The 18,415-nt window shown below is 72.8% G+C and carries 20 protein-coding genes; 5 read left to right on the top strand and 15 right to left on the bottom strand.

The genetic code is table 11. From position 1 onward, the window contains the following. Nucleotides 1-266: 266 nt before the first annotated feature. From AMR74_RS08715 to AMR74_RS08700, 4 genes are all read right to left on the bottom strand, one after another. On the bottom strand, nucleotides 267-896 hold the full coding sequence (locus AMR74_RS08715) for a hypothetical protein (RefSeq protein ID WP_053771682.1): 630 nt from the start codon (nucleotides 894-896) through the stop codon (nucleotides 267-269). Nucleotides 897-1,029: 133 nt separating this feature from the next. Further along, entirely contained in the window at nucleotides 1,030-1,797 is a 768-nt protein-coding gene (locus AMR74_RS08710; protein ID WP_082356861.1) for a DUF7344 domain-containing protein, read from the bottom strand. Between the two features lie 76 nt (nucleotides 1,798-1,873). Further along, nucleotides 1,874-2,611: a hypothetical protein gene (locus AMR74_RS08705; RefSeq protein WP_240471140.1), complete on the bottom strand. Its 738-nt coding sequence runs from the start codon at nucleotides 2,609-2,611 to the stop codon at nucleotides 1,874-1,876. Continuing rightward, nucleotides 2,608-3,375 carry a nucleotide-binding protein gene (locus AMR74_RS08700; protein ID WP_053771680.1) on the bottom strand — a complete coding sequence of 256 codons (768 nt, stop codon included), beginning with the start codon at nucleotides 3,373-3,375 and terminating at the stop codon, nucleotides 2,608-2,610. Before AMR74_RS08700 ends, AMR74_RS08705 begins: the two co-directional genes overlap by 4 nt. Before the next feature lie 150 nt (nucleotides 3,376-3,525). Here AMR74_RS08700 and AMR74_RS08695 point away from each other — a divergent pair, with 150 nt between their 5' ends. Continuing rightward, nucleotides 3,526-4,833 carry an MBL fold metallo-hydrolase gene (locus AMR74_RS08695; RefSeq protein WP_053771679.1) on the top strand — a complete coding sequence of 436 codons (1,308 nt, stop codon included), beginning with the start codon at nucleotides 3,526-3,528 and terminating at the stop codon, nucleotides 4,831-4,833. Between the two features lie 33 nt (nucleotides 4,834-4,866). Here the strand turns inward: AMR74_RS08695 and AMR74_RS08690 are convergent, their stop codons facing one another. From AMR74_RS08690 to AMR74_RS08665, 6 genes are all read right to left on the bottom strand, one after another. Beyond that, nucleotides 4,867-5,136, bottom strand: coding sequence for a DUF7385 family protein (locus AMR74_RS08690; RefSeq protein ID WP_053771678.1), 270 nt, complete (start codon nucleotides 5,134-5,136; stop codon nucleotides 4,867-4,869). 86 nt (nucleotides 5,137-5,222) lie between these two features. Then, nucleotides 5,223-6,098 (bottom strand): endonuclease V, encoded by an 876-nt coding sequence (locus AMR74_RS08685; RefSeq protein ID WP_053771677.1) that lies wholly within the window; start codon nucleotides 6,096-6,098, stop codon nucleotides 5,223-5,225. Continuing rightward, nucleotides 6,098-7,081: a rhomboid family intramembrane serine protease gene (locus AMR74_RS08680; RefSeq protein ID WP_053771676.1), complete on the bottom strand. Its 984-nt coding sequence runs from the start codon at nucleotides 7,079-7,081 to the stop codon at nucleotides 6,098-6,100. Before AMR74_RS08680 ends, AMR74_RS08685 begins: the two co-directional genes overlap by 1 nt. 136 nt (nucleotides 7,082-7,217) lie before the next feature. After that, nucleotides 7,218-7,415 (bottom strand): hypothetical protein, encoded by a 198-nt coding sequence (locus tag AMR74_RS08675; RefSeq protein WP_053771675.1) that lies wholly within the window; start codon nucleotides 7,413-7,415, stop codon nucleotides 7,218-7,220. Nucleotides 7,416-7,471: 56 nt separating this feature from the next. Then, nucleotides 7,472-8,179, bottom strand: a complete 708-nt coding sequence (locus AMR74_RS08670; protein WP_053771674.1) for a type I 3-dehydroquinate dehydratase — start codon at nucleotides 8,177-8,179, stop codon at nucleotides 7,472-7,474. 84 nt (nucleotides 8,180-8,263) lie between these two features. Further along, complete coding sequence (locus AMR74_RS08665; protein ID WP_004596489.1) at nucleotides 8,264-9,238, bottom strand: transcription initiation factor IIB; 975 nt, start codon at nucleotides 9,236-9,238, stop codon at nucleotides 8,264-8,266. Between the two features lie 238 nt (nucleotides 9,239-9,476). Between AMR74_RS08665 and AMR74_RS08660 the strand changes: the two genes are divergently transcribed. From AMR74_RS08660 to AMR74_RS08650, 3 genes are all read left to right on the top strand, one after another. Continuing rightward, entirely contained in the window at nucleotides 9,477-10,274 is a 798-nt protein-coding gene (locus AMR74_RS08660) for a cobalamin-binding protein (protein WP_053771673.1), read from the top strand. Then, nucleotides 10,271-10,843, top strand: a complete 573-nt coding sequence (locus AMR74_RS08655) for a DUF84 family protein (RefSeq protein ID WP_053771672.1) — start codon at nucleotides 10,271-10,273, stop codon at nucleotides 10,841-10,843. Before AMR74_RS08660 ends, AMR74_RS08655 begins: the two co-directional genes overlap by 4 nt. Before the next feature lie 165 nt (nucleotides 10,844-11,008). Further along, nucleotides 11,009-11,263 (top strand): DUF7123 family protein, encoded by a 255-nt coding sequence (locus tag AMR74_RS08650; RefSeq protein ID WP_053771671.1) that lies wholly within the window; start codon nucleotides 11,009-11,011, stop codon nucleotides 11,261-11,263. A gap of 16 nt (nucleotides 11,264-11,279) precedes the next feature. On the opposite strand, the gene AMR74_RS08645 is transcribed toward AMR74_RS08650, so the two are convergent. From AMR74_RS08645 to AMR74_RS08630, 4 genes are all read right to left on the bottom strand, one after another. Then, nucleotides 11,280-11,891: a winged helix-turn-helix transcriptional regulator gene (locus tag AMR74_RS08645; RefSeq protein WP_053771670.1), complete on the bottom strand. Its 612-nt coding sequence runs from the start codon at nucleotides 11,889-11,891 to the stop codon at nucleotides 11,280-11,282. 90 nt (nucleotides 11,892-11,981) lie between these two features. Beyond that, nucleotides 11,982-13,118, bottom strand: coding sequence for an SPFH domain-containing protein (locus AMR74_RS08640; RefSeq protein ID WP_053771669.1), 1,137 nt, complete (start codon nucleotides 13,116-13,118; stop codon nucleotides 11,982-11,984). A 98-nt stretch (nucleotides 13,119-13,216) separates the two neighbouring features. Further along, nucleotides 13,217-13,705, bottom strand: a complete 489-nt coding sequence (locus AMR74_RS08635; RefSeq protein ID WP_053771668.1) for an SRPBCC family protein — start codon at nucleotides 13,703-13,705, stop codon at nucleotides 13,217-13,219. A 31-nt stretch (nucleotides 13,706-13,736) separates the two neighbouring features. Beyond that, nucleotides 13,737-15,740 (bottom strand): bacterio-opsin activator domain-containing protein, encoded by a 2,004-nt coding sequence (locus AMR74_RS08630; protein WP_053771667.1) that lies wholly within the window; start codon nucleotides 15,738-15,740, stop codon nucleotides 13,737-13,739. A gap of 294 nt (nucleotides 15,741-16,034) precedes the next feature. On the opposite strand from AMR74_RS08630, the gene AMR74_RS08625 reads away from it, so the two are divergent. Next, the gene (locus tag AMR74_RS08625) at nucleotides 16,035-18,119 is read left to right on the top strand and encodes an AAA family ATPase (protein ID WP_053771666.1); all 2,085 of its coding nucleotides are present in this window, start codon (nucleotides 16,035-16,037) and stop codon (nucleotides 18,117-18,119) included. A gap of 40 nt (nucleotides 18,120-18,159) precedes the next feature. Here AMR74_RS08625 and AMR74_RS08620 read toward each other — a convergent pair whose 3' ends face one another. Continuing rightward, the gene (locus AMR74_RS08620; RefSeq protein WP_053771665.1) at nucleotides 18,160-18,384 is read right to left on the bottom strand and encodes a hypothetical protein; all 225 of its coding nucleotides are present in this window, start codon (nucleotides 18,382-18,384) and stop codon (nucleotides 18,160-18,162) included. Nucleotides 18,385-18,415 lie beyond the last annotated feature (31 nt).

The following is an 18,415-nucleotide window of genomic DNA, read 5'->3' as shown; positions in this document are numbered from 1 at the left end:
ACGGGACGACAATGTCTGTCGGGGTCCAGAGCAGGGCCGCGACGAGACCGCCGCGGCCGCGAGCGAAAACAAGGGCCGAAGGTCGGGGACAGCGAACCGACACGCGGTTCGTACCACTCGGTAACGGTCGGACTTGTCTATACTTACCTTCGGTTTTGAGATCGGATCCTGTAACTTGTTACAGAGTATGTAACAGCTGTTCCCGCAAGCGTCCGGCGTGACTCGGTCGATCGGTCGCCGACCCCGACCGGCGCCGCTCGCTCCGATCAGTCGCCGCCGAGCCGCCGACGCTCGTCGCGGAGGAGCCGCTCCCAGAGCCCGAACAGCGCGCTGTCGAGGCCGTACGCCTCGTCGACCCGGCGGACCCAGCGGTCGTCGCCGAACAGGTGTCGCTGGAACCGCCGGACCTCCGGGGAGAGCCGGTCGCGCTCGCCGCCGTAGTAGGACAGCGACTCCTCGCGGGTCCGCGCGACGAGGCCGTCCGGCACCTCGACCCCGTCGGCGGCGGCGACGCGGTCGAACCACTCGAGGTGGAGCAGCGAGTCGGCGAGGAGGAACCGCTCGCGGAAGCCGTCGACCCGCGACAGCGCCGGCGCGCCGTCGATCCGCACGTCGGTCGGCCGCGAGAACCGCGGCGCGGTCGCGGTCACGGACGCGCGCTCGGCGACCGCCCCGGCGACCCGCCGCAACCGCCAGTCGGCGTACCGGACCGGCGCGATCAGGGCGAGCTCGTACCACGTCGGCAGCCACTCGCAGTACGGCTCCGAGAACGCGCCGTCCGCGAGCAGCGTCGTCGCGACAGAGCGCGCCTCGGCCGGGGTCAGCTCGTCCGGGGCCGCCCGGAGGCGACGGACGGTCCGGTCGCCGTCGAGCGCGTCGACGCCGGGGAAGCCCATTCCCTCGGCGACGGCGGTCGTGTACGCGCGGCCGGCCGCGTACCAGGCGGCGAAGTCGGTGGGCGCCGTCAGCCGCAGGAGTCGAAGGACGGTGATACTGATCGGAGGGGCTCCGCCGAAATAACTCGGTCGGTCAGCCGTCGACGCGGGCCAGCGCGTCGCCGAGCGAGACGCCGTGGTCGGAGCGAACGGCCACGGCGTACACCACGCCCGCGGCGACGGCGGCGAAGGCGACGGCGAACGCGACCCCGGCGAACGAGAGCGGACCGAACACCGGGAGCCCGGCGGCCCACGCACCGAGGACGACGCCGGTCGCGAGCGCGAGCGCGCCGAGGGCGGTCCGCCTGACGTTCGCCGTGTCCGGTTCGATCTCGATCACGAGTTCGTCCGGCAGGTCCGAGGTCAGCCGCACGGTCCCGTCGCGGTCGTCGAACTCGACGAGCCCGGCGTCGGCCATCTTCGGGCAGTGGAACTGCCGGAGCGACGTGTACACGCTCTTCCGCTGGTCGTAGTCGACGTCCGCGGGGTCGACGCCGTTCTCCCACGCCGCGATCCGTCGGGAGGCGTCCGACAGCGCCGCCGCCTCCTCCGCGCGGAGGTGTCGCCACAGGAGGCGTCGCCGGCGGTTCCCGAGCAGTTCCAGGAGCTCGTTCGCGCAGACGCGATCGCCGTCGGCCGGCGCGTCGGGATCGCGGTCGGGCTCGCCGCCGCCGTCCACGGCGCCGTCGTCCGCGCCGCCCGTTCGCCGCGCCGTCCGCCTTTCGGCGTCGGCCGCGCTCCCGCTCCCGGCGTCCGTCACGCCGGCCGACCCGGCGCGGTCCGTCGGGTCCCGCGCCTCGGGCGACCCCTCGACCCCTCCGGCCGGTCGTGCTCCCGCGTCCACTCGTCCACCGAATGACATGTTATATCTTCACACGACCTGCGTTCAAAAAATTACCGGCGAGACGGTCGTTTTGAACGCGCGTCTGATCTCCGTGTCACGCGCCTCGACCGTCTGAACGCGGGTCGGGCGGCGGGGCGCGGTCCGCCGGATGGCCGGACTCGTCGGTCCGGCGCGTCTCCCGCTCGGCGCCGGCGGCGGTCCCCGTCTCGTCGCCGGTTTCCGCCGGGTCGTCCGATCCGTCGAGCGCGTCGTCGAGCCCCCACTCGGCGGCGCGGTCGCGGGCCTCGGCCCGCGCCTGCTCGCGGATGGCGTCGATCCGCTCGTCGTCGGCGAGGAAGGCGGCGACGGCGTCGTCCTCGTCGGCGCCGTCGCGCAGGCGCTCATCGGGTGCCGCCTCGCGGGTCCGCTCGGCGAGGGCGGCGTCGTCGGCCAGCTCGGTCGCGGCCGCGTCGGGCGCGACGCGCAGCGCGCCCTCCTCGTGGGCCGCCGCCAGCCCGCTCGCGTCGACGGCGTACAGTTCGACGCGGTAGGGGCCGGGGACCGCGAGCTCGGCGAGCGCGTCCGGGCCGCCGCTGTCGGTCACGGTGTTGTACGCCAGCACGGGCACGCCGTCCTCGAAGGTGATCACCCCGCGAGCCTCGCCCGACAGCAGCAGCGTCTCTTGGGGCACGAGCGTCGCGTAGCCGGTGAGCCCGCGGTCGAGCGCGCGCGAGAGCGTCGTTCCCACGTCGGAGACCACCCGCGAGCGCAGCAGCGTCCCCCGCGGGATGGTGAGCGCGGGCGGCTCCGAGCCGTCGCCTTCCGAACCGTCGCCGTCCCGGCGCCCGCTCATGGCGTGTCGGGGACGACCGCGCTGCGGAACCGGTCGGCGACCGCGTCGCCGTCGCCGTCGCGCACGTCGAGCCGGTCGGCGGCGCGCCGGTAGCGCGCCGCGGCCTCGCTCTCAGGGGCGTGCGCGAGCAGGGGCTCGCCGGCCCGGCGCGCCGCCCGAACGGCGTCGCTCTCGGGGACGTTCGCGAGGACGGGACCGCCGAAGTGGCGCTCCGCCTGCGCGGCCACGTCGTCGGCCTCGTCCCGGACCTTGTTGAACAGGACGCCGGCCGTCTCGGTACCGTACGACCGCGCGTACTCCTGGACCTTCAGCCCGTCCGAGAGCGCGGGGATCGTCGGCTCGACGACGACCACGACGCGGTCCGCGAGCACGACCGGCAGGACGGCCGACTTCGAGCCCAGCGCGGCCGGCGAGTCGAGTAAGAGCACGTCGGTGTCGCGCGCCAGCTCCGCCACCACGTCGCGGAGCCGCGCCGGCTCCGCGGCCTCGAAGCCGGCCAGCGAGGTGCCGCAGGGGACAACCGAGAGCCCGAACCGCTCGTACATCGCCTCGCTCACGTCCGTCGCGGTCCCCTCGACGAGCAGGTCGTGGAGGGTGACCGCCGCGTCGTCGAGCCCGGCGTGGAAGAGGAGGTTCGCCATCCCGGTGTCGGCGTCCACGACGGTCACGTCGTGGTCGGCCGCGAGCGCCATCCCGAGCGCGAGCGTGCTCGTCGTCTTCCCCGTGCCGCCCTTCCCGCTGGCGACCGCGAACGCCTCGACCATACGCCCGCTCGCCGGGCGCTCCGAATAAATCCTCTCCATCGCGGCCGCGGTGGCGCCCCCTGCCGAGCGGCCGCCGCAGTCCGTCCGTCGACGGTCGTCTCCGCCTTCCGTCCACCGAGCGTTTTTGCTCGCTCGGCACGCCACCTCGGTATGGTCGAGACGATCTCCGCCGACGAGTTCCGCGACAGGATCGACGCGCGCCGGCGCGGCGACCGGTCGTTCACCGTGGTCGACACGCGACCCGAGGAGAGCTTCGAGGGGTGGCGCGTGGCGGACGCCGTCCACTACTTCTACAAGCCGTTCCACGAGTTCGACCTCGCCGACTTCGAGCGCGAGACCGGCCTCTCGCCCGACGACAGCGTCGTCACGCTCTGCGCGAAGGGGAAGGCCTCGGACGACTTCGCCGCCGAACTCGCCGCGGCGGGGTACGAGGACGTGACCGTCGTCGCCGACGGGATGCGCGGGTGGTCCGCGGTGTACGACCGGACCGACGTCCCGCTCCCCGACGCGCTCGACGACGCCCCGCCGCTCGACCTCGTCCAGGTCCAGCGCCGCGCGAAGGGGTGTCTGGGCTACCTCGCCGTCGGCGGACGCGAGCCGGGCGAGGCCGACCACGTCCCAGCGGGCGCACCCGCTGACGACGCCGACGGCGCCGACCGCGTCGCCGTCGCTATCGACGTCTCCAGACACGGCGACGAGTGGGTCGCGGCGGCCGCGGAGCGCGACGCCTCGATAGCGGCCGTCCTCGACACGCACGTCCACGCCGACCACCTCTCCGGCGGCCGCGCGCTCGCCGACGACCTCGGCGTCCCGTACTACCTCCCGGCCGCGGCCGCCGACCGCGACGTGGCGCACGCCTTCGAACCGATCGGGCGCAACGAGACGCTCGACGTCGGCGGCGTCGACCTGAAGGCGCTCGCGACGCCCGGCCACACCGACGACGGCGCGAGCTACCTGATCGGCGGCGCCGCGGTCCTCACGGGCGACACGCTGTTCACCGAGGGCGTCGGCCGCACGGAGCTCCAGTTCTCGGCGGGCGGTGGCGACGAGTCGGCCGCCGGCGGAGACGGCGACGAGGGCGCCGCCGGCGCGGCTCGTCGGCTGTACGACTCGCTCCACGGGACGCTGCTCGCCGAGCCGGACGACGTCGCCGTCTGCCCCGGTCACTTCGCCGTCGCGAACGACGGGACGACCGGCGGCGCCGAGCCCGGCGACCCCGTGTTCACGACGGTCGGCGACGCGCGCCGGGGGATCGAAGTCCTCGACCTCGACCGCGACGATTTCGTCGACCGGATCACCCGGACGCTGCCGGAGAAGCCGCCGAACTACGAGTCGGTGATCGCGGCCAACCGCGGCGTCGAGTCGCCGCCGGACGAGACCGCGGCGATCGAACTCGAACTCGGCCCGAACCGCTGCGCGGCCGAGCCCGACGCCGCGCCCGCCGCTGACGACGACTGAGAGGCGGCGCGGCCGCCCCGCAGGGCGGCCCGCCTACTCGTCGTGGATGAAGACGAGCCGCTTCGACTCCGTGTTGACTAAACAGAGGTCGATCCCGTCCCGGGTCGCGCCGATCTGCTGCCAGCCGTGGTCGCTGACGAACAGCGTTTGGAAGACGCCGCGGTCGCAGTCGGGGTTCGGACAGCCGACCCCTGCCGCGTTCTTGTAGACGGTCGTTCCGCCGCCCGAACTCTGTCGCACCAACCCGTCGGTCAGCGACCGGAACTCCTCCGCGGACATCGGACTCTTCCCGTCGTCTGTCATGTCTCCGCGTTCGCGGCCGACCGCCTAAAAACCGCCTACCGTGGCAACTGCTGACATACATCTCGGCGCGGGAGGCGGTCCGGCGCTCACTCCGCGTCCCGCTTCGCCCGCTCCGCGTGGGCGTCCGCGAGCCGCGTCGGCTCCGGGAGCTTGTACCCCGCGCACAGGGCCGCAACGAGGGCGACCGCGGTCTCCGACGAGACGCGGTGCCCCGGGCTCACGTACAGGGGGTTCACGCGCCTGCTGTTCGGGTACTGTCGCGACTGGAACGCGTGGCCGATGACGGTGCCCGGCTCCGCCGTCTCCACCGCGTGGTCCGCCCTGATCGGCGTGCGCCAGCCCTCGGGCCGCTCGTCGGTCCGCTCGTCGGGCTCGCCACAGAGGAGGCTCTTGGCGACGCCGACGCTGGGCACGTCGCGGAGGACGCCGACGTGCGTCGCGAGCCCCGCCTCCCGGTAGTGGATCCGGCCCGAGCCGTCACAGACCAGCAGGTCGGGGTCGGCGTCGAGCGCGTCGAGCGCGGCCAGTATCGGCTCTCCCTCGCGGAAGGCGAGCAGCCCGGGAATATACGGGACCGACAGCGGCGTCGTCGCGCTCGCGTACTGGACCACCCTCCCGCCTCGGAGCGCGACCGCGGCGGAGACGGCGGCGTCCGGGCGACCCTCGCCCCGGCCGGTGAGGAACGCCTGATCGACGCCGACGACGGTGGGTGCGTCCTCGCCGCCTCCTTGGGGTTCGGCGTCCGCCGGCCCCGCACCGGCCCCTAGCCGCTCCTGCGCGTCGCTGCGCGCCGGGGGGAGCCCGTCCGCGAGCGAGGCGCCTTCGTCGACCGCGACGGCGACCGGGTCGGGCGCGCCGTCGTCCGCGAAGACCGCGGCGGCCGCGATGTCGCGCTGGAGGGCCTCCATCTCCCCGCGCGACAGCGACGGGTCCGGACGTAACTCGGGCCGCGCGAGGTCCATCAGAAGCGCCCGCCGGGACCGCCCGGACCGCCGGGGCCGCGCGGGCCGCGGGCGCCGCCCATCGAGACGCCGCCCATGCCGCCCGCGGAGCGCGCGAGCCCCTCGTTGCGCTTGCCGAACGCGAGGCCGATGGCGAAGCCGATCAGGTGCGCGAGGTGCGCGATGCCGCCGGCGGCGCCGCCGCCGCCGGCTTGGAGGCTCTGGACCACGAGCACCGCGGAGATCAGCGCGATTCCCCACGTGAGGTACTTGATCTTCATCGGAACCACGAAGAAGAGGAGCACCTGCATGTTCGGCCGCCAGACGGTGAGCACGCCGAGAATCGCGAACCCGGCGCCGCTGGCCCCGAGGATCCCGGCGAGGGGGGCGTTCGTCGCGATCGCGAAGAGGACGTGGCCGAGCCCGGCGACGATCCCGGACGCGAAGAAGAACGCGACGAACTTCTTCGACCCCACCGCCCGCTCGACGAGCGGGCCGAAAAACAGGATCACGACGCTGTTCCCGATGATGTGATAGAGGCTCACCGGCGAGTGTGAGAGCACGGAAGTGATCACCGTCCAGACGTTTCCGAGCGCGTCGGGCTGGAGGACGAACAGGGTGTCGTGGAGCCCTCGGGCGCCGAGGCCCCAGAACACGATCAGCTGTGCGGCGAAGGTGACCCAGATCGCCGCGAGGATCGCGTACGTCGCGTTGTTACGGAAGTAGCTGATCAGCCCGCCGGTGCTGGTCTCGTGGTCGATCCGCCGTTTGACCTGATCGACGACCCCCGCGGACGCGCCGCCCGAGCGGGAGCCGCCGCCCGACCCGCCCTCGACGCTCTCGTCGAACCCGCTGTCGAAGACGCCGCCGGGGTCGTCCCACTCGGCGAGGCCCGGGCAGTCGTGGTTCTCCGGGAGCCGGTGCTCGGCGCAGAACGTCTGGCCGCACCGCTTACACTGGTACGGGAGGTTCTCGTACTCCCCGCACTCGTCGCACGTCGCCATTGCCCGCACTTACGGGGGCGGTCGTAAAGCGGTTTGGCTCCGCGCCGGCCCTGATGGACGCCCGACCGCGACGGACGCCTGACCGCGCGACGAGCCGGCGGCTGGCGGGCGCTCGAACCTGTCGGCGGCGCGTCGCTCAGTCCAGCAGCCGCGCGGCGACGACCGCGACGGCGACCCCGGCGACGGCGACGCCGACGAGGGTCGGGACGAGCCGGCCGGACCCCCACTCCCAGCCGAGGAAGCGGGTTCCGACGACCGCGACGAGGGCGATCAGGAGGCCGAACGCGGAGACCAGCGGCGACTGATTCGATCGGAGGAGGGCCGTCTCACCCATCAGGTTCGACGGCGCCGGTGAAAAATATTCGTCCCGTTCGACCGAGCGGCGACTCCCTACGCCTCCGAGTCGACCGCTCGCAGCCCGTCGACGAGTTCCCTGAGCGTCGCGAGCGGGTACTGTCCGGGCGCGGTCGCGTCCGCGGCGTCGACGGGCGCGTAGCCGATCTTCGACCCGTACAGCGGGGTGACCGCGCGGGTGTGCCGGCCCGGCTCGCCCATGCACATCGTCGCGACGCGGTGGCCCGCCGCGGTCGCCTCGTGGGTCGCCTCGATCATCGCGAGCGCGTCGCCCGGCGCCGTCGCCGTCGTCGCCAGCTTCCCCACGTCGCCCTCGCTCGCGGCGTCGGCGAGGAGGTCGACCAGCGCGGCGGGCTCGGGCGTCGACTCGAAGTCGTGGACGGACGCGACGACCGCGACGCCGGCCTCGCGGGCCGCCTCGCGCAGCGCGGTCGCGTGCGACGCCTCGGCCGGGTCCGGGTGCGTTCCGCGCAGCGCGGCGAGCTCGACGTCGACCGCGGCGACGGCGTCGCGACCGATCGCGTCCGAGAGCGCGTCGTAGCGGCCGAGCCCCTCGGCCTCGCCGCCCTCCCACGACGCCCGGTTCGTGACGAGCAGCGGGAGCTCGCCGTCGTAGCCCGTCAGCTGGTCGAGCGGGTCGCTCGCGAGGTCCATCCGGAACTCGACGGCGTCGGCGTGCTCGCGGGCGGCCGGCTCCGCCGAGAGGTCCGCCGTGCTCGCGGCGAGAACGTACTCCTCGAACATAGGCGGGCGTTCCGCGGGCGGGGACTTAGCTGGTCGGGTTGGCGGGAGCCCGCGGGAGCGGGGAATCGAGGAAGAGCGCGCGAGTTACGCGACGAGGCCGTCCTCGGCCTCCAGCAGCTCGTGGTAGCGGTTCCGGATGGTGACCTCGGAGATGTCGGCGACCTCCGAGACGGCCGCCTGCGTCGTCTTCTCGTTCGTGAGCAGCGCGGCGGCGTAGACGGCGGCCGCGGCGAGGCCGACCGGCGACTTGCCCGAGTGGACGCCCTTCTCCTTGGCGTTGCGCAGGAGGCTCTTCGCGCGCATCTCGGACTCCTCGGAGAGCTCCAGGTCGGAGGCGAACCGGGGGACGTACTGCTCGGGGTCGGCCGGCTTCACTTCGAGCTTGAGCTCGCGGACGACGTACCGGTACGTCCGGGCGATCTCCGCCTTCTCGACGCGCGACACGTCGGCGATCTCGTCGAGCGAGCGCGGGACGCCGGCCATCCGGGCGGCGGCGTACACGCAGGAGGTGGAGACGCCCTCGATGGAGCGGCCGGGGAGGAGGTCCTCGTCGAGCGCGCGGCGGTAGATGACCGACGCGGTCTCGCGGACGTTGTCCGGGAGGCCCTGCGCCGAGGCCATGCGGTCGATCTCGCCGAGCGCCTGCTTGAGGTTGCGCTCCTTGGAGTCGCGGGTGCGGAAGCGCTCGTTCCACTTGCGGAGCCGCTGCATCTTCTGCCGCTGGCGCGCGCCGAGCGAGCGGCCGTACGCGTCCTTGTCGCGCCAGTCGATGTTCGTTGAGAGCCCCTTGTCGTGCATCGTGTTCGTGGTCGGGGCGCCGACGCGGCTCTTCTCGTCCTTCTCGCGGGAGTCGAACGCGCGCCACTCCGGGCCGCGGTCGACCGAGTCCGCCTCGACGACGAGGCCGCAGTCGCTACAGACCGTCTCGCCGTGCTCCTCGTCATTGATGACGTGGCCGCCGCACTCCGGGCAGCTCAGCGTCTCGTCGGTGCTCTCCGATTCCTCCTCGTTCGTCTCCGTTCGGGAGCGACTCCCCCGTGTGTGTAGTCGTTCACTCATAGCTCGGTTGCCCCCGGAAACTGAAACTGCCCGAGAGCGATCTTGGTTTACCGTCGGCAGAACACAACTTAAAACGACCGGAACGTGTCGCTCGAATCCCGGCGAAAAGACACGATCTATCACGCGTTTTCGCCGCTCTCGCAGTCGACGGCGACGCGCCGTCACGCGCCCTCGAACCCCGCCTCCCGCGGCCCCCGGGACCGAAACCGTTGACACGGTCGCGCCCGGATCGATTCCTATGTCCGCCCCCCGCGTCGTCTCGCTCGCGCCGAGCGCGACCGCGACGGTCGCCGCGCTCGGCGGGGCCGACCGCCTCGTCGGCGTCACCGCCCACTGTGACCTCTCCGAGGCCCCGAACGCCGGGTTCGCGCACGGCGCCGACGCTCCGACCGCCGTCGGCGGCTGGCTGAACCCAGACCTCGACCGCGTCGTCGACCTCGACCCCGACGTCGTCCTCACGAGCGACGGGCTCCAGGCCGACCTCGCCGACGGCTGTCGCGAGCGCGGGCTCGACGTCGCGCACCGCGAGCCGGCGACCCTCGACGACGCCCTCGACGGGTTCGCCGCCCGGGGGAGCGACGTCGGCCGCCCCGAGGCCGGGGAGCGACTCGCCGCCGACGCTCGCGAGCGCCTCGACCGGATCGCCGAGGCCGTCGCCGACCGCCCCCGCCCGACCGCGTACTGCGAGGAGTGGTCCGACCCGCCGATGGCGGCCGGCAACTGGGTCCCCGACGCCGTCCGCGCCGCGGGCGGGCGCTACCCGTTCGTCGACCCCGGCGAGCGCTCCCGCGAGGTCGACCCCGCCGCCGTCTCGCGCGCCGACCCGGATCACGTTGTCGTCCACGTCTGCGGGCGCGGCGACCGCGTCGACCCCGCGGCCGTCGCGGCGCGCGACTGGATCGACGCCCCCGTTCACGTCGTCGACGACTCCCTGCTCAACCAGCCGAGCCCCGCCCTCGTCGACGGCGTCGAGCGCCTGGCGCGGCTGCTCCATCCCGACGCGTTTTCGACCCCGGGCGACGACGGCCGACCATGACGACCCTGCGAGTCGGCGTCGGCAGCGGCAACCCGGTGAAGCGGCGCGCGGTCGAACTGGCCATCGGATCGGCGGCGGACGCCGATCTCCCCGGCGCCCCGACGGGCGTCGCCATCGAGTCGGTCCCCGTCGACTCCGACGTGAGCGAACAGCCTCGGGGCCACGCGGAGACGATCGCCGGCGCCGAGAACCGGGCCGCGGCCGTCCTCGAAGCGGCGCCGAGCGACGGCGAGGCCGCGGCGTTCGACCTCGGCGTCGGCGTCGAGGGCGGTGTCGCGGGGTTCGACGGGACCGACGACCGCTACCTGATCATGTGGGCGGCGGTGACCGACGGCGACCGCGTCGGCCGCGGGGCCGGCCCGAGCCTCGCGCTCCCGGCGAGCGTCGCCGCCCGCCTCGCCGACGGGGCCGAGCTCGGCCCCGTGATGGACGACCTCCTCGACACCGAGGGCGTCGCGGAGCGGGGCGGCGCCGCGGGCGCGCTCACCGCCGGCCGCGTCGACCGGGCCGAGGCGCTCGCCGCCGGCGTGAGCGGCGCGCTCGGCCCGTTCGTCTCGGACCTGTACTGAGCGGCTCGCGGCGCCGCCGCCGGCGGTCGGCGCGGTTCGAACACCGTACCCAAACGCGGTCGCGGGGCGGCGCTCTCGCTCCCGTTCCGGGACGAAACCGCACGACTGCGGCGTGTTAATCCCGTCTACCAACCGGCTTATGTCGGACGCCGGCGTGGGTCGGGTATGAGCACTGCCCAGTTGGACGCGGTCGCAGTCGAATCGAGCGGCCTCTCCGCGAAACAGTCGCGGATCCTGCGGTACCTCCGCGAGAACGCGGGCGACCGGACGTACTTCAAGTCGCGGCTGATCGCCGACGACCTCGGTCTCTCCGCGAAGGAGGTCGGCGCGAACATGAGCGCCGTCGCCGACGCGGCCACCGACATCGACGTCGAGAAGTGGGGCTACTCGTCGGGGACGACGTGGATGGTGACGGCCTGACGGCCGGCCGCGCGGATCAGGGGTCGTACGAGACCAGCGACGCCGCGTCGTCGGCGACGGCGACCGCGGCGGCGTCGAAGGAGTCGGCGTACCGGACGACGAGCGTGAGCAGCCGCTCCGGCTCGGTCAGCGCGTAGCCGTCGGTCCGGTCGAGGAGGCCGGCGCGCTCCAAGTCGGCCGCCGCCGCGCTTATCGCCGGCCGCGAGACGCCAAGAGCGCTCGCGAGGTCGGCGCCCGTCGCGTCGGGGTCGCGCAACAGCGCGAGGATCATCCCCCGCGGCGTCTCGCGGCGGAGGTAGCCGAGCGCCCGCTTGTCCGTCTCGTCGAACCGGCCGGCGGGGAAGAACCGCCGGTAGTCGTCGTCTTTCACCGATTCTATCGCGCCAGCCTCCTCCAGCTTCCGGAGGTGGTACTGCGCCTCGCCGGTGCCGAGTCTGAGGTCGTCGCGGAGCTTCGAGAAGTGCGCGCCGGGGGTCGTCGGCACGTAGCCGCGGATCGCTTCCCGCGTCTCGTTCCCGTCGCTCCCCTCGTCGTCGGCGCTCGCGGTCCCGACGAACGGCGCGGCCGCTCCGACCGCGGCGAACCGTCGGAGCGTCTCGCGCTTCTGCCCGTCGAACCCCTCTGTCACAGTCCCAGTAGCCTACGCCGCGACAAAAGCACTTCGCTCGTGACAGGACCCCGGCGGAAAACGCGGTCTTCGGCGGCGGTTCGCGGCGATCTACTCCTCTTTCTCGACCTCGGCGGGCGCCTCCTCGTCGTCCATCTCCTGGATGACCTCGTCGGCGGACCGGATGTTCGCGCCGGCGTCGCCCGCCTTCACGGCCTCCGCCTCCTTCTCTAACTCCTCGACGTTCATCTCCGCGGACTCCTCGATCTGGCCGAGGATCTCGTCGATGTCGTCGAGCCCGAGCATCTTCCGGGTGTCGGCGTCGAACTCCTTGCCGTCGAGCCCCTCCATCTGCTGGACGTCGGAGCCGGAGAGGGCCTTGCCGTAGCGGCCGACGAGGCTGGTGAGCTCCTGCGGGAGGACGAACGTGGTGGACTCGCCCTTGCCGATCTCTTCGAGCGTCTCCATGCCGCGCTCGATGATGGCGCGCTCGCCCATCGACTCGGCCGAGCGGGCGCGGAGGACGGTCGAGATGGCGTCCCCCTGCGCCTCAAGGATCTGGGACTGCTTTTCGCCCTGTGCGCGGATGATGTTCGACTGCTTGTCACCCTCCGCCTGCTCGACGGCGGAGCGGCGTTCCCCCTGCGCTTCGAGGATCATCGCGCGCCGGCGGCGCTCGGCGGAGGTCTGCTGCTCCATCGCCTGCTGGACGTCCTTCGAGGGGTTGACCTCGCGGACCTCGACGCTCTCGACGCGGATCCCCCACTCGTCGGTGGGCTCGTCGAGTTCCTTGCGGATCTTCGCGTTGATCTCCTGGCGCTTGTTCAGCGTGTCGTCGAGCTCCATGTCGCCGAGGACGGCCCGCAGGGTGGTCTGCGCGAGGTTCGAGACGGCCTTCTTGTAGTCGTCGACCTCGAGGAACGCCTTCTTGGCGTCCATCACCTTGATGTAGACGACCGCGTCGGCGGTCACGGGGGAGTTGTCCCGCGTGATCGCTTCCTGCCGCGGCACGTCCAGCGTCTGGGTGCGCATGTCGAACGGGTACGTCCGCGAGACGAACGGCGGGATGAGGTTGATACCGGGTTCGAGCAGCTTGCGGTACTCGCCGAAGACGGTGAGGGTCTTCTTCTCGTACGCGTCGACGATCTCGAACGACTGCCAGAGCGTGACGACGACGAGCAGCAGCGCCAGCAGACCGACGCCGACGAGCCCGAGACCGAGTCCGGCTTGGAGGGTGATCGGATCCATACCGCCACTTAGACCATCGAACGGTTAATAGTTCGCCCGCCGGCACCCCGATCGCAACGCCGTCCCCCGGTCCGCCCCCGGCGCCCCCGTCGATCCCCTCACTCGTCCGCCTCGAACTCCGCGGCGACATTCCGCAGGGCCGCGCGGAGCTGCCGCTCGTTGAACCGGCGGATCACGGGCGCGCCGACCCTCGTGAGCGCGTTCTCCGGCAGGCCGTACGTCGCGGCGTACGTCAGCTCCGTCCCGCCCTCGACGGGGACGAGCCGGAGGTCGATGGTGCCGGTGAGGCGCCCGCGGAGTTCGAAGCGATGACGCTCGGGCGGATCGTGGACGGTCTGGACGATCTCGCCGTCGATCCCGACGCCCGCCATCCGATAGGTGTACGCCAGCCGCTTCCCGCCGTTCTCCAGCGGCTCGACGTCCCGCACGTCCGCGAGCCCGGGCGTGATCGCCGCGTGGTTCTCGGGGTCGTCGAGGAACGCGAACACCGCCCCCGGGTCGGCCGCGACGGTGACCGCGTCGCTCGCGGCGAACGGGTCGCCACTCGCCACGGACGGGCCGCCGCCCGCGTCGCCCCCGTCGGTCATGCGCCGTCGCGATCGGCCGCCGACGCTCGGGTCATCCGTCCGACCGGGGGTCGACGTACGCCTCGACCAGCTTCCGCTCGGCCGCGCGGAGGTGCTGGTGGAACGTCTGTCGGGTGATCCCCATCCGATCGGCGATCTCGGAGCCGTCGACCGGGCGCGGCCACTCGAAGTAGCCGTTCAGCTCGGCGGTCTTCAGCGCGTCGCGCTGCCGGTCGGTGAGCCGCTCGTCGACCGCGGCGGCGAACTCGGCGACGGTGCGGTCGCGGCTCTCGCGCTCGACGCGCGACCGGAGCTCGACGCCCTCGTACTCGTCGCGGAACACGTCGAGGATCGACCGCACGTCGTGCTCTGGCGGCGCCTCGATCGTGAGGGTCGCCTCGTCGCCCGTGGCCGTCGCCTCGGTGACGACGCCGCCGTGAGCGGCCAGCTGGGTGAGCGGCGGCGAGTCGGTGACGGTGACGGCGAAGCTGACGCCGTCGTTCGTCTCCGAGACGGTCCGCATCGACTCGACGAGCGGGAGCGACGCGAGCTCGTCGAGGTCCAGGCCCTCGCCGTCGGCGCGGAAGTACAGCTCGCACTCGTCGTCTTCGAGCCGCGTCGTCCCGAGGTGTACTACCTCCCCGCCGACCGCGTCCGCGATCCGCGCGAGCGCCGCGGTCTCGTCGCGGATCCCGACCACGAGCTCCACCACCCGGTCGGTGGTGAGGATCTCCGTCGTCTCGATGGAGTGGAGGCCGTTCGCGATCATCTTCCCGACCGACTCACACACCCGCCGCTCCCGGCGGGCCAGGACGTCCGCCCCGTTGCCGTAGATCCCCAGCAGGCCGTACTGCCGGTCGCCGTACGTGAGCGGCACGACGAGGAGCCGGCGGCCGCCAGCGGACTTGGGTTCGAGCGGCCCGTCGGCGGCGTCGTCTATCGACCCGCTGTGGAGCTCCTCGGTCTCGATCGCCTCCTGTACCTCCGCCGGCGTCTCGGCGACGTCGTACGACGCGCCCGGCTCGACCGACACGCCGCTCGCCGCGCGGATCTCGAGCCGGCCGGTCGCCGACGAGACCTCGCCGATCCAGCCGCCGGCGTACCCCGGCTCGCCGGCGATGACCTCGCAGACGCGCTCGGAGATGACCCCCGAGTCGCGGTTCTCGACGAGGATGCGGCTGATGTCGCTGAGGAGGCCGTTCACCCGGCCGAGCACCCTGTCGAGCGAGCGCCGCTCGGTCGCCAGCTTCTCGGCGCGCTGCTCGGCGAGCCGCTCCGCCTCCTTCCGGTCGCTGATGTCGTTCTGGAAGCCGACGTAGTGGGCGAGGTCGCCGTCCTCGTCGTAGACGGGCGCGACGGTCAGCTCGTTCCAGAACGGGGTGCCGTCGCGTCGGTAGTTCCGGATCTCGACGGTCACCTCCTCCTCGTTGCCGATCGCCTCCGCGATCTCGTCGACGGTCTCCGGGTCCGTCCCCGGCCCCTGAAGGAACCGCGGGTTGCGACCGAGCGCCTCCTCGACCGGGTAGCCGGTGTGTTCCTCCCAGGCGTCGTTGACGTACACGAGCGGGTAGTCCGGGAGGTCCGGGTCGCTGATGCTGATCCCGATCGGCGCGTCCTCGACGGCCCGCGTCACCTCCGACGCGGTCGGTTCGTGGTCCGACACGTCCTGGCGGGTCTCCGAGGCGGAGACGCCGGAACAGACGGTCGACACGTCGGAGACGAGCCGGTCGATCGACGCCGACCCGTTCTTCTGGAGGAACCTGTCGACCCCGTTCTCGAAGGCGGCCTCCGGCACGCCCTCCTCGTCGGTCGCCGTGAACATCACGACGGGTACGCCGGCGTCGGACTCCTCGATCGCGGTCGCGAGGGCCACGCCGTCGTCGCCGGCCAGCGCGTACTCGCTGACGACGCAGTCGTACTCGCCCGTCGTCGCCTTCGCGACCGCGGACGCCGCGGTGTCCGTGCGCGTCACGTCGAACCCCGCGGCGCCGAGCGCAGTCTCGATTCGATCGCTCCCCTCCTCCGGGTGGACGAGGAGCGCCCGAGCATTCGCCATGAGCAGCAGTTCGCACCCGTACGGGTTAATGCTTACCTGTCTTCCGAGGACCTGAATCGCCGCCGGCTGCGCGGTCGGTGTCCCGAATCGATCGTACATTGGCGGTTTTGCGTCCGAAATAAATCCATTCGATCGCTTACTTGCGAATATTCCTTACATACGATCCAACTGCCGCCTGTCACCGTCGGTCCGCGACTGTCCAGTTAGGCCGTGGGTACTTTGTGGTCGCTGGGCGTGGGATCGACGTATGGTGTCGACCACCGCCGCAGAGTCCCGCGAACGAACTCACGGAGCATGAGCGTGCGCGTCCCCGTCAGAGAACCGCCCACGTCGGTCCCCGGAGACCGGATCGGGCTCCCCCGGGCCGTACTCGACGACCTCGGGATCGGCCGCGGCGACACGGTGACCGTCGCGGGCGCGCACCGCGTCGCCGCCCCGGTCGTCGCGGTCGACGACGGGACGCGGGCGGTGTTCCTCCCCGAGCGGCTCCGCCGGACGGGCGGGGTCGAGCCGGGCGACACCGCGACGGTGGCGGTCTCGGACCTCCCGGTCGCGTCGTCGGTCACGCTGCGGCTCCGCCAGTCGGTCGACGTGGAGCGGAGCGAGGACGCCATCCGCCGGCGGCTCGCCCGGCGCGTGGTCGCCGTCGGCGACGAGGTCGAGGTCACGCGCCTCGGCGGCGCCCTCACCCTCCGGTTCGACGTGCGGGACGTGGCGCCCGCCTCGCCGGCGGTCGTCGACGACGCGACCGAGATAACCGTCGCGGACGACGATGCGGACGCCGCGGTCGTCTCCGAACGCCCCGGGGAGACCGGCCCCGGCGACGGGTTCGTCGCGACGGCGACGTTCGAGCGCCTCCGCGACGCCGTCGCGACCCGGTTCGACGCGGCCGAGGCGTTCGCGTCCGCCGGGCATCCGACCCTCGGGCTGCTCCTCCACGGACCGCGCGGGTCGGGCAAGACGACGCTCGTCGAGGCCGTCGCGGCCGCGACCGACGCGTCGCTCGTCCGCACCTCCGCGGCCCGGCTCCGGGGCGAGCGCGCGAGCGACCAGTCGGACGGGCTCGACCGCGTCGTCGACGCCGTCTCCGCGGGGGAGCCGACCGTGGTCCTCCTCGACGATCTGGAGGCGCTCGGAGCCGACGACGGCGGGGGCTCCGCGCTCGCCGACCGCCTCCGGTCGACCGTCGACGAGCTCCGCGACGGGGACCGGACGGTCGTGATCGGCGCGACGACGGACCCGAGCGCCGTGCCGTCGGCGCTGCGCCGCGGCGGGCGATTCGACCGCGAGATCGGGGTCGAGCCCCTGACGACCGCCGAGCGGCGCGACGCGCTCGAAGCGCTCTGCGAGGGCGCGCCCCTCGCGATGGACGTCGACTTCGAGGGCGTCGCCGCGCGGCTCAACGGCTACGTGTTCGCCGACCTGGCCGTCCTCGTGGACGCGGCCTTGGAGCGGGCGGTCCGCCGCGACGGTCGGACCGCGATCCGGCTGGCCGACTTCGAGGCCGCGCTCGACGACGTCGAGCCCACCGGGCTCCGCGAGGTCACCGTCGAGTTTCCCGCGGTCGGCTGGAACGAGGTCGGCGGCCTCGACGACGCCAAACGCGAGCTGGTGCGCGCGGTGTACTGGCCCCTGGAGTACGCCGACCGCTTCGCGGAGATGGGGATCGACCCGCCCTCCGGCGTGCTGCTGTACGGGCCGCCCGGCACCGGGAAGACGCTGCTCGCCCGGGCCGCGGCCAGTCTCAGTGACGCGAACTTCATCCCGGTGAACGGGCCCGAGCTGCTCGACAAGTACGTCGGCGCGAGCGAGCAGGCGGTCCGCGACCTCTTCGCCACGGCGCGCGAGAACGCGCCGGCGGTGATCTTCTTCGACGAGGTCGACGCCATCTCGCCGAAGCGCCGCGGCGACGACACCGGCGCCGGCGAGCGCGTGGTGTCGCAGCTGCTGACCGAGCTCGACGGGCTGGAGCCGCTCACCGACGTGGTGGTGATCGCGGCGACGAACCGCCCGGACAACATCGACGAGGCGCTGTTGCGCCCCGGTCGCATCGAGAAGGCGGTCGAGACGCCGCTCCCGGACCGCGAGGCGCGCCGCGAGATCCTCCGGATACACGCGCGAGAGATGCCGGTGGCGTCGGGCGTCGACCTCGACTCCCTCGCCGACCGCACGGCCGGGTACAGCGGCGGCGACCTCGCCGCCTTGGTCCGCGAGGCCGGGCTGCTCGCCATCGAGGACGCCATCGTCGACGACGGGCCGCCGGCCGACCCGACCGTCGGGCGCGACCACTTCGAGCGCGCGCTCCGCGAGACGTCGCCGTCGACGAGCGACGGGCGCGCGGACGCCGAGCGAGTGGGACGCGACTCGCCGGCGGAGTGAGGGGTCGGCGGGCTGCCTTCGCCGGCCCCCGGACCTCGTCTTACTCCGGCTCCTCGTGGAGGTTCAGGACGAAGTAGACGACCCCGACCATGGCGAGCAGTTCCAAGGCGACCATCGTCCAGAATCGAACGTTCAGTCCGCCGCTCGGCTCCTGTAGCGTCGGGATCAGGAAGATTCCGACGAGCGCGATCACGGCGCACGCGGCCAGCCCGACCACGGATCGGGTATTCGTCACTGGCGGCTGTTCGGTGGGAGTGTCAGTCATGTCGAAAAATGAACGCTGGAAACGGTTGAAC

This window comes from Halorubrum tropicale, assembly GCF_001280455.1.
Taxonomy (GTDB): Archaea; Halobacteriota; Halobacteria; order Halobacteriales; family Haloferacaceae; genus Halorubrum; species Halorubrum tropicale.
This window is presented reverse-complemented; position numbering and strand designations above follow the sequence as displayed.

Bases quoted from the DNA above. Each gene is read 5' to 3' on its own strand.
- AMR74_RS08715 (WP_053771682.1), bottom strand. From the start codon at position 896: ATGGGCTTCCCCGGCGTCGACGCGCTCGACGGCGACCGGACCGTCCGT.
- AMR74_RS08710 (WP_082356861.1), bottom strand. From the start codon at position 1,797: ATGTCATTCGGTGGACGAGTGGACGCGGGAGCACGACCGGCCGGAGGG.
- AMR74_RS08705 (WP_240471140.1), bottom strand. From the start codon at position 2,611: ATGAGCGGGCGCCGGGACGGCGACGGTTCGGAAGGCGACGGCTCGGAG.
- AMR74_RS08700 (WP_053771680.1), bottom strand. From the start codon at position 3,375: ATGGTCGAGGCGTTCGCGGTCGCCAGCGGGAAGGGCGGCACGGGGAAG.
- AMR74_RS08695 (WP_053771679.1), top strand. From the start codon at position 3,526: ATGGTCGAGACGATCTCCGCCGACGAGTTCCGCGACAGGATCGACGCG.
- AMR74_RS08690 (WP_053771678.1), bottom strand. From the start codon at position 5,136: ATGACAGACGACGGGAAGAGTCCGATGTCCGCGGAGGAGTTCCGGTCG.
- AMR74_RS08685 (WP_053771677.1), bottom strand. From the start codon at position 6,098: ATGGACCTCGCGCGGCCCGAGTTACGTCCGGACCCGTCGCTGTCGCGC.
- AMR74_RS08680 (WP_053771676.1), bottom strand. From the start codon at position 7,081: ATGGCGACGTGCGACGAGTGCGGGGAGTACGAGAACCTCCCGTACCAG.
- AMR74_RS08675 (WP_053771675.1), bottom strand. From the start codon at position 7,415: ATGGGTGAGACGGCCCTCCTCCGATCGAATCAGTCGCCGCTGGTCTCC.
- AMR74_RS08670 (WP_053771674.1), bottom strand. From the start codon at position 8,179: ATGTTCGAGGAGTACGTTCTCGCCGCGAGCACGGCGGACCTCTCGGCG.
- AMR74_RS08665 (WP_004596489.1), bottom strand. From the start codon at position 9,238: ATGAGTGAACGACTACACACACGGGGGAGTCGCTCCCGAACGGAGACG.
- AMR74_RS08660 (WP_053771673.1), top strand. From the start codon at position 9,477: ATGTCCGCCCCCCGCGTCGTCTCGCTCGCGCCGAGCGCGACCGCGACG.
- AMR74_RS08655 (WP_053771672.1), top strand. From the start codon at position 10,271: ATGACGACCCTGCGAGTCGGCGTCGGCAGCGGCAACCCGGTGAAGCGG.
- AMR74_RS08650 (WP_053771671.1), top strand. From the start codon at position 11,009: ATGAGCACTGCCCAGTTGGACGCGGTCGCAGTCGAATCGAGCGGCCTC.
- AMR74_RS08640 (WP_053771669.1), bottom strand. From the start codon at position 13,118: ATGGATCCGATCACCCTCCAAGCCGGACTCGGTCTCGGGCTCGTCGGC.
- AMR74_RS08635 (WP_053771668.1), bottom strand. From the start codon at position 13,705: ATGACCGACGGGGGCGACGCGGGCGGCGGCCCGTCCGTGGCGAGTGGC.
- AMR74_RS08630 (WP_053771667.1), bottom strand. From the start codon at position 15,740: ATGGCGAATGCTCGGGCGCTCCTCGTCCACCCGGAGGAGGGGAGCGAT.
- AMR74_RS08625 (WP_053771666.1), top strand. From the start codon at position 16,035: ATGAGCGTGCGCGTCCCCGTCAGAGAACCGCCCACGTCGGTCCCCGGA.
- AMR74_RS08620 (WP_053771665.1), bottom strand. From the start codon at position 18,384: ATGACTGACACTCCCACCGAACAGCCGCCAGTGACGAATACCCGATCC.